At 64.5% G+C, this 7,190-nt stretch carries 5 protein-coding genes; 1 reads left to right on the top strand and 4 read right to left on the bottom strand.

Translation table 11 applies throughout. The features are described 5' to 3' along the window. Positions 1–197 precede the first annotated feature (197 nt). The 4 genes from ACO1P8_RS19170 to ACO1P8_RS19155 form a co-directional block, all read right to left on the bottom strand. Positions 198–1,058 carry a pentapeptide repeat-containing protein gene (locus ACO1P8_RS19170; protein ID WP_486297481.1) on the bottom strand — a complete coding sequence of 287 codons (861 nt, stop codon included), beginning with the start codon at positions 1,056–1,058 and terminating at the stop codon, positions 198–200. A gap of 84 nt (positions 1,059–1,142) precedes the next feature. Next, positions 1,143–2,447, bottom strand: a complete 1,305-nt coding sequence (locus tag ACO1P8_RS19165) for a pentapeptide repeat-containing protein (protein WP_486297480.1) — start codon at positions 2,445–2,447, stop codon at positions 1,143–1,145. A 153-nt stretch (positions 2,448–2,600) separates the two neighbouring features. After that, the gene (locus tag ACO1P8_RS19160; protein WP_486297479.1) at positions 2,601–3,053 is read right to left on the bottom strand and encodes a DUF2214 family protein; all 453 of its coding nucleotides are present in this window, start codon (positions 3,051–3,053) and stop codon (positions 2,601–2,603) included. A 389-nt stretch (positions 3,054–3,442) separates the two neighbouring features. Then, positions 3,443–5,740, bottom strand: a complete 2,298-nt coding sequence (locus ACO1P8_RS19155; protein ID WP_486297478.1) for an NADP-dependent malic enzyme — start codon at positions 5,738–5,740, stop codon at positions 3,443–3,445. A 544-nt stretch (positions 5,741–6,284) separates the two neighbouring features. On the opposite strand from ACO1P8_RS19155, the gene ACO1P8_RS19150 reads away from it, so the two are divergent. Beyond that, positions 6,285–7,190, top strand: a 906-nt coding sequence (locus ACO1P8_RS19150) for a 2-oxoglutarate dehydrogenase E1 subunit family protein (RefSeq protein ID WP_486297477.1), incomplete at its 3' end; no start/stop codon positions are given.

Raw genomic sequence — 7,190 nt, 5'->3', positions numbered from 1 at the left:
TCCATTGCAGCAAGGCCCGTGTTCCCTTGGTACTGAGCCGGCACCTGCCGGCAAGCGATTGCAGCGCTTCGGTGGCGGCGCTCGAAGCCATCAGGCGCGGTCGGTCGGCCTCGTGGCGCGATGAGATGCAGGGGATGATGGATGACAGAAGTGGAAGCATGGCAAGCGGTACGGTCTTTGGAAAATATCGTCCTTTCCTATATCAGCATCCCGTCGCGCCATGCGGGCATAGGCTCGATGGGAGCGCGGTCACCTTGCGCGGTCTCCGGATGTCGCGGCGACGTCAAAGGCTGAGGTGGCGGGGCATACGTGCCAGTTGCGCCTTTCCGGGCCGTACCTGGAAGGATGGTGCCGCGGATTTTCGTGTTCGTGAGATTGCTGCGGCTGAGATCCGCCTGGAAGAAATTGGAGTCGCTGAGATCGCAACCTTGGAAATCCGCCTCGGGCGCGTACAAATAGCTTAAATCCAGCCGGGCCAGCCCGGGCGTGTTGCGGCAGTCCTTGCCTGCCAGATCGGCGGCGAACAAGGCGACTTCCCTGAACGGCGCCGGCAGCATTTCGAAGGGGACGATTACCTCCGGCAGGTCAGTACGGGGCAATCTGCTTTGCCACTCCCTCCATGCCGTCTCGCGCAGCGAGGCGCCGACCGCGGGCGAAGAGCATGCGTTGCCATCGATTGCCTCGACGGCCTCGCGTAGCGTCGGAATCGGATTGTTTTTGTAGAACGTGTCGACGGCATCCTGGGCCGTCTGCGCGGATTCGCCGGCGCGCAGCAGCAGCCGGTGCAGTTTCTGCCTGCAGCCCACGTCGTCGATGGGCAGGACGATGCGCCAGCCCGGTTGCTGGCTCAGGTGAGGGTCGTAGACGTCCAGCGCGGTGGCATAGGCCGCCCAGACGGACCATCGCAGCAGCGCCTGTTGTCCATCTCGGCCCAGCCTGGCTGTTTTGGCCACGGAGCGGACGGTATTTTCGATTCGACGAGCCAGGTTGTCGGCGGGGTCCGCATCGCTGGATCGGGCCTCGATGCATGGGATGAAAGTGGCGAGAGAAAGCTGCATGGTGACCGTGCCTGCGTTGGGGGAAAGGCAAGCCCGGATGAGCCGCTTTCCCCATATGTGAAAGCGAGCTTCGTGGCGCGGGGGTCAAGGCTGTTCCGTCCGCGGCCGTAGCGCCTGGATGATGCGATCGGGAAAGTGGATGCGGCTGGTTAGGGCGTTCAAGGAAATGGTGATCGACCAGCCGTGATACGGGTCGCGCACGTGGGCTTTGCCGCTGTCCAGGTCCACGTCGTCCAGGATGATGCTGTGGTTGCCCATATCCAGGTCGAATATGCCGATTTCCGCCGGCCCGGCCGCTTTCACCTGGACGGCGAGGGCCTGCAGCGATTCGACCTGTGTCTGGAGTACGTCCAGGCCCGCGTGGCGGATATCGGCGTGGATGCGTTCGTCGATGGCCACGCTTCTGTACTTCAATTCACAGGGATCGAAATCGAGTCCCCGGTCCAGCAGGAGCATGGCGGCGGACGCGGCCGTGCAGCCGCGCGTCGACTGTTGCTGGACGACGTGCCGGCCGTCGTGCGTGCGGCCGACCGCGATGTCGTCCAGCTGCCCCCGCCACGCGAGGGGTTCGACGCACAGGATTTCGTTGTCGTCGAAAATGTTGGCGTATCCGTGGTCGCTGCACGTTTTTCCATTGCGATACACGTGGCGCGTGTCGCCCAGCGCGATGGGCGGCACGGGGCGGTTCTCGCGCGCGACCTGCACGATGGTTGCATCATCGTCGAACCGGGCCCCGGTGATATTGGCCTGGCTGAAGTCGGCGCCACGTACATCGGCCTTGGAGAAATCGCAGTCGCCAAGATCGCATCCGCCGAAGTTGGCGTAGGTGGCGCACAGGTAGCTGAAGTCCAGTCCGCGCCATCCCGGCGTACTGCGGCAGTCCTTGCCGACCAGGTTGGCCGCGCGCAAGGCGATCTCCCGGGTCCAGGCCGGCAGCGCCTCGAATGCAACTGCATGCGTCGGCAACTGCTCGCCCAGCCATTCGCGGCACGCTTGGCGGTACGCCGCCGCGTCCTCCGTGCGGGGGAACGGCGGGTATGCGCAGAACATTGCGGCGGCATCCCGTGCGACTTCCGGCGCTTCCCCCGCTCGCAGCAACAGGCGGCACAGGTTATGCGCGGTGGCCGCATGGTCGATGGGCAGGACGATATTCCAGCCGGGCAACCGGTCCAGGTGGGGGTCATCGGCCGCCAGCGTTGCGACATAGGCTGTCCAACTGGTCCATTGCTTCAGGGCCTGCCGACCTTGGTCGCCCAGCTCCGTGGCTTTGAATACGAATTCCAATGCCTGGGCGATCTGGCCGGACGCGGCCTCGGGCATGGGCGGGGGCGCCGGTGGCGGATCTGCAGGACCGAGGCCGGTGATGGCGGACTGGATGGGACCGGGCATGGGGAGTTTGCCTCGCGTGGTGGGCAAGCAAGCGCTGCTCGCTACCCAGGTTGAAACACGTGGCAAGCTTGGTGTTGGCGATGCGGCGGCGGTTCCGCGCCCGCGGTTCGATAAACGACCGAGGCCGCCACGGTTCCCGCCGCTATGCGTCCATCAGCGACCGATGCCGCGCGACATGAGGACGGCGAACAAAGGTAGGAAGCCGAACAGGTGTGCCTGGACCATAACCCAGCGGCGGATGCGCTTGATCTCGGTGTTGGTCGGCACGAAGCCGGGCAGCATGCGGGCCTGGCGCCGCCATTTCAGGAAGGCGACGGTGGGGCGCAGCGATAGCAGTGCGATCAGGACGAACAGCCCCATCTTGGCGTGGAACCAGGGATTGGGCAGATAGAAGGATGCGCCCTTGGCGCCATAGAAAAGCCGCAGCAGGCCTGTCGCGACGACCGCCACTGCGCAGGCAAGGTAAAGGCGGTCATAGTTTGCAAGGCGCCGTACGACGGATGCCGGCATGTCGGGCCGCAGCAATACCGTTTCGGCGGCAAGCGGGACGATCAGGGTGAAGATTGCCAGGAAGTGCAGCCAGGCGAGCAGGGCGTCGGTCAGCATACGTGCTCCATGACACGCGGCATGGCGCCGCGGTTCGCCCTACGTTGTACCGCAAGAGGCAGTCTCCTGGAAGACTATGCGCGCGAGTGTGCGCATCGACAGCCCGTCGCTCCTATGGCCGGAGCGTGCGCAGCCGGGAATGAAGCGAGATGGACTCCGGGTCGGGAAGCGCGATCTGGTGACGACGGGGTTGGGGTCCCGCCATCGATGTGACAGGGCGCATGCCAGCGGCAGCGACGTTCGCCCGCGCTTGCTTATCGTCGGCATAGCCGCGTTCTGATAGCTGCTCCTCGTTTATCTCGCCGAGGCAGTATGCCCTGGCTAGCGCGTTCAGTTCTTCGGCGGCAAGCCGCACCCGGCACGGGCGCGGTCTTGCCGCCGCGGGGGCATCAGCGCCGCTTCGCTGCTTCAGCCGCTTCCTGCTGCGCATCGACCACTGCCAGCGCCGTCATGTTGACGATGCGGCGCACCGTCGCGCTGTTGGTCAGGATATGCACGGGACGCGCCGCGCCCAGCAGGATCGGGCCCATCGCGATGCCGCGGCTGCCGGTCATCTTCAGCATGTTGTAGGTGATGTTGCCGGTATCCAGGTTGGGCATGATCAGCAGGTTTGCCGGCCCCTTCAACGAGCTGTCCGGATAGGACGTCATGCGGATCGATTCGGACAGCGCCGCATCCGCGTGCATTTCGCCATCCACTTCCAGCTGCGGCGCGCGTTCGGAAACCAATTGGCGGGCCCGGGCCATCTTGCTGGAGGACGCCGTGCTGCGGCTGCCGAAGTTCGAATGCGACAGCAGCGCGATTTTCGGCACGACGCCGAAACGCAGCATTTCGTCGGCCGCCTGGATGGCGATGTCGGCCACTTCCTCGGCGCTCGGGTCCTCGTTGACGTGCGTGTCCGCGATGAACAGCGTCTGGTCGGGCAGCATCAGCACGTTCAGCGCCGCGTATGCCTGGGTGCCCGGCTTGCGTCCGATGACTTCGTCGACGTATTTCAGCTGGTTGTCGTAGCGGCTGCCGACGCCGCAGAGCAGCGCGTCCGCGTCCCCGCGCTGCAGCAGCATGGCGCCGATCAGCGTGTTGTGCTTGCGCACCATGGCTTTGGCGATGGCCGGCGTGACGCCCTGGCGGCCGCGCATCTTGTAGTAGCCGCTCCAGGTTTCGTTGAAACGATCGTCGTCCTCGGGATCGACGATTTCGATGTCATCGCCGGCAGCCAGGCGCAGGCCGAACTTGCGGATGCGCATTTCGATGACGGACGGACGTCCCACCAGGATGGGACGGGCCAGCTTCTCGTCGACGACCGTCTGCACCGCGCGCAGCACGCGCTCGTCCTCGCCGTCGGCGTAGATAACGCGCTTGGGCGATTGCTTGGCCTGATGGAAAAGCGGCCGCATCAGCGGGCCCGAGTGATACACGAAGCCCATCAGCTTCTGGCGGTAGGCCTCCATGTCCTGGATGGGGCGCAGCGCCACGCCGGAATCCGCCGCGGCCTGGGCGACGGCCGGCGCGATCTTGACGATCAGGCGCGGGTCGAAGGGCTTGGGGATGATGTAGTCCGGCCCGAAGCTGAGTTCCTGTCCGGCATAGGCCCGCGCCACTTCGTCGTTCTGCTCGGCTTCGGCCAGTTCGGCGATGGCCCTTACGGCGGCCAACTTCATTTCTTCGGTAATGCGGGTCGCGCCGGCATCCATGGCGCCGCGGAAGATGAAGGGAAAGCACAGCACGTTGTTGACCTGGTTGGGGTAGTCCGAACGTCCCGTGGCGATGATGCAGTCCGGCCGCGCCGCCTTGGCGACTTCCGGGCGGATTTCCGGATCCGGATTGGCCAAGGCAAGGATCAGGGGCTGTTCCGCCATGGTCTTGACCATGTCGGCGGTCAGCACGCCAGCGGTGGAGCAGCCCAGGAAAACATCGGCGCCTTTGACGATATCCGCCAGGGTGCGCGTGTCGGTCTTCTGCGCGTAGCGTTTCTTGTTGGGTTCCATGTTGGGCTCGCGGCCTTCCCAGATGACGCCGCGCGAGTCGGTCACGAAGATGTTTTCCTGGCGGATGCCCAGCTGTACGAGCATATCGAGGCAGGCGATGGCCGCCGCGCCGGCGCCCGAGCACACCAGCTTGACCTGGTCCATCCGCTTGCCCACGACTTTCAGGCCGTTCAGGATGGCCGCCGACGAGATGATGGCCGTGCCGTGCTGATCGTCATGGAAGACCGGGATCTTCATGCGTTCGCGCAGCTTCTTTTCGATATAGAAGCATTCGGGCGCCTTGATGTCTTCCAGGTTGACGCCGCCCAGCGTCGGCTCCAGCGCCGCGATGATGTCGACCAGCTTGTCCGGGTCGGTTTCGGCCAGTTCGATGTCGAAGACGTCGATGCCGGCGAATTTCTTGAACAGGCAGCCTTTGCCTTCCATGACGGGCTTGGCGGCCAGCGGCCCGATGTTGCCCAGGCCCAGTACCGCCGTGCCGTTGGTGATCACGCCCACGAGGTTGCCGCGCGAGGTGTACTTGGATGCGGCCTCGTCTCCGTTGGCGTGGATGGCCATGCAAGCCGCGGCCACGCCGGGCGAATAGGCCAGCGACAGGTCATCCTGGTTGGCCAGGGTTTTGGTCGGCATGACGGATATCTTCCCCGGCGTGGGGAAGGCGTGATAATCCAGGGCCAGTTTGGTGAGGGTGTCGTCCATTGCGGTACAGCCTTTATCAGGGAAAGGGAAAACGGTGCCAGGTGCGGACCGCCGTGCGCGCGCGGCGAGGCGCGGCGGCTGCGGCGGTCGGGTGGATCGGTGTCGCGGGGCGCCCGTGATCGGGGCGGGGACGTCCAGGTTGCGGACGCAGGCGTGGCGACGTGAGCGGGCCGACCGCGTATTTCATCAGAAAGCGCCAGCGGAAGCTTGTTGCAGCGCGGCGTAAATTCGCCGCCGCGATACGCCTCGTCCACCCTTACCCCGATCCTGCCGCCTGACCGGCGCCTGAACCGGTGCCAGAACCGGCCGGTTTGTCTCCGTCCTGCCACGAAATATGCGCAAAATATGGCAGTCGGACGCGCCCCTTCGATCCTGCGGTGGGCTCGCCGCGCGAGCGGTCATACAAAGCGCTATACTGCTTCGATACGGCTATCAAGGCTTGTACGTGCCTTCTGCCCCCGCTATCCGCCAACCGGTTGAGCCGTGTCGCGGAAGGTTTTCCTGCATCGCAACGGGTGAAGCACCCGGTAAGGTGAAGCGTTATATGTCCACAGAGATCGAATCCAAGTCCACCTCATATCTGTTCGGGAGCAACGCTCCCTACGTCGAAGAGCTCTACGAAGCCTATCTCGACAATCCTGCTTCCGTCGGGGATAACTGGCGCAGCTATTTCGATTCGCTGCAGCACCTGCCCGCCACCGATGGCCAGGAAAGCACCCGCGACCAGGCCCACGCCCCTATCGTTGCCTCGTTCGCGCAGCGCGCGCGCACCAACGGTTTTGTGCATCGCGCCCAGGAGCCGGACCTTTCCGTCGCGTCCAAGCAGATTTCGGTGCAGCAGCTGATCGGCGCCTATCGCACGCTGGGCTCGCGCTACGCCGACCTGGATCCGCTCAAGCGGCAGGAACGGCCGACGATTCCCGAACTGGATCCGGCGTTCTACGGCCTGACGGAAGCCGATCTGGACCAGGTCTATTCCGCGACCAACACCTACTTCACGACCGCCAGCACGATGACGCTGCGCGATATCCTGAAGAACTTGCGCGACACCTACTGTCGCACCATCGGCGCCGAATTCATGCATTGCTCGGATCCGGCGGTCAAGCGATGGATCGAGGAACGGCTGGAATCGACGCTCAGCGCGCCGCCGGTCTCCGCGGAACATAAACGCCATATCCTGCAGCAACTGACCGAATCCGAAGGTCTCGAGCGCTTCTTGCACACCAAATACGTGGGCCAGAAGCGCTTTTCGCTGGAAGGCGGGGAAAGCTTCATCGCGGCCATGGACGAGGTGGTCAATCACGCCGGGGAAAACGGCGTGCAGGAAATCGTGGTCGGCATGGCCCACCGCGGCCGCCTCAACATGCTGGTCAACATCATGGGCAAGATGCCCGGCGATCTCTTCGCGGAGTTCGAAGGCAAGCACGCCGAAGGCTTGAGCGACGGCGAC

The organism is Bordetella sp., from assembly GCF_057362025.1.
The sequence above is the reverse complement of the archived record's forward strand: the minus strand, read 5'-3'. Positions and strand labels throughout refer to the sequence as shown.